The organism is Neisseria sp. P0021.S007 (assembly GCF_051956855.1).
On sequence record NZ_JBQCXA010000046.1, the window covers coordinates 1 to 1,652 of the forward strand.

The 1,652-nt window shown below is 44.8% G+C and carries 2 protein-coding genes and 1 pseudogene; 2 read left to right on the forward strand and 1 reads right to left on the reverse strand.

Annotated features, from left to right (window positions below):
• Positions 1–306, forward strand: a 306-nt coding sequence (locus ACTHUR_RS10945; protein WP_440398587.1) for an L-lactate permease, incomplete at its 5' end; no start/stop codon positions are given.
• 197 nt (positions 307–503) lie between these two features.
• A protein-coding gene (locus tag ACTHUR_RS10950; RefSeq protein WP_107769225.1) for an IS630 family transposase occupies positions 504–1,351 on the forward strand; the annotation gives its coding sequence in 2 pieces (ribosomal slippage) (positions 504–819 and positions 819–1,351; 849 coding nt in all).
• Here the strand turns inward: ACTHUR_RS10950 and ACTHUR_RS10955 are convergent.
• Positions 1,348–1,652: pseudogene (locus ACTHUR_RS10955) on the reverse strand (hypothetical protein); the annotation flags it as partial. The gene ACTHUR_RS10950 and the pseudogene ACTHUR_RS10955 sit on opposite strands and share 4 nt — an antisense overlap.

The window sequence follows — 1,652 nt, forward strand, 5'->3', positions numbered from 1 at the left end:
TTCCTGACCGGTTCGGACACCTCCGCCAACGCGCTCTTCGGTTCGCTGCAAGCCAGCACCGCGCATCAAATCAACGTCGTACCCGAGCTGACCGTCGCTGCCAACACCACCGGCGGCGTGACCGGCAAAATGATTTCGCCGCAATCCATCGCCATCGCCTGCGCGGCAGTCGGTCTGGAAGGCAAAGAATCCAACCTGTTCCGCTTCACCGTGAAACACAGCTTGATTTTCTGTACCTTCGTCGGCCTGCTGACCCTGCTGCAAGCTTATGTTTTGCCGTGGACGCTGGTTTTCTTCAACAAATAAGCCAACCGGCTTGAAATAAAAGGTCGTCTGAAATCCAATTTGGGTTTCAGACGACCTTTTTGTCGTTGTGGGCGTGATCGGGTTTACCGTCATTTCCGTTTCGTTTAAACAGTAGGGGAATGCGTGAATCGAAGATGGCTTAAGTTATAGTCAATTAAAAACAAAATGGTACAATACTCAACTTTGAAGGTTTAACCATGGCATACTCTGCGGACTTAAGAAACAAAGCTTTAAACTATTACGAACAATGCAAAAACATCAGCCAAACCGCAGCAACGTTTAACTTGTCAAGAAACACGCTTTACCTGTGGATTCGCCTTAAAAAACAAACAGGCAGCCTAAAACATCAAGTTACCGGTCTAAATGCCGTCAAATTGGATAGGCAAAAACCGGCTCAATATGTTGGGCAACACCAGGATGCCTATCTGCATAAAATCGCCAAACATTTTGATTGTACGCCAGCCGCCGTTTGCTATGCACTCAAACAGATGGGGATGACGCGCAAAAAAAGACCACCACTTACAAAGAACAAGATCCGGCCAAAGTAACGCATTATTTGACACAGCTGGCCGAATTTTCCGACTACCAACGCGTTTATTTGGATGAAACAGGATTTGACCGCTACCTGTTCCGTCCCTATGCCCGCAGCCTGAAAGGGCAAATAGTGAAAGCGCAGATAAGTGGAAAAAGATACCGACGCTTATCTCTGGTGTCCGCACAAGTCGGCAACCGGCTGATTGCTCCGATGGTTTATCAAAATACGATGACCGGAGTCTTTTTTGAAGCGTGGTTTCAGCAATGCCTACGGCCCGCATTGACTCAAAAATCGGTGATTATTTTAGATAATGCGCGATTTCACCGTATGGGTGTCTTACGGGAAATGGCGGAAAAATTGGGACATAAGGTATTGCCTCTTGCACCTTATTCACCTGAGCTCAACCCGATTGAGAAGGTGTGGGCGAATATTAAGCGGTATCTGCGAACCGTATTGTCTGATTACGCCCGATTTGACGATGCGTTACTGTCCTATTTTGATTTTAATTAACTATAATTTTCTGAAGAAATTTCTTGGTCTTCAAATTCCATACTTTCCGGATTTAGCTTCCAAATCGTCTTATCCTTAGAAGATATGGATTTTTTACCCTGATGAAATTCATAGCAGACCCTATCTGTTTTCAATACAAACTCTTTGCTGAGTTCAAATTCCATCACACACTTTCCCTGTGGCTTCAAGGACAAGGTATCTGCTACATGGTAACTCAGTATTCCATCTATTTTTTTAAAATTGAAGGGCGGGCGCAACAATTTTTTATTGTCATAGAATGATTCATATATCACATCTATCG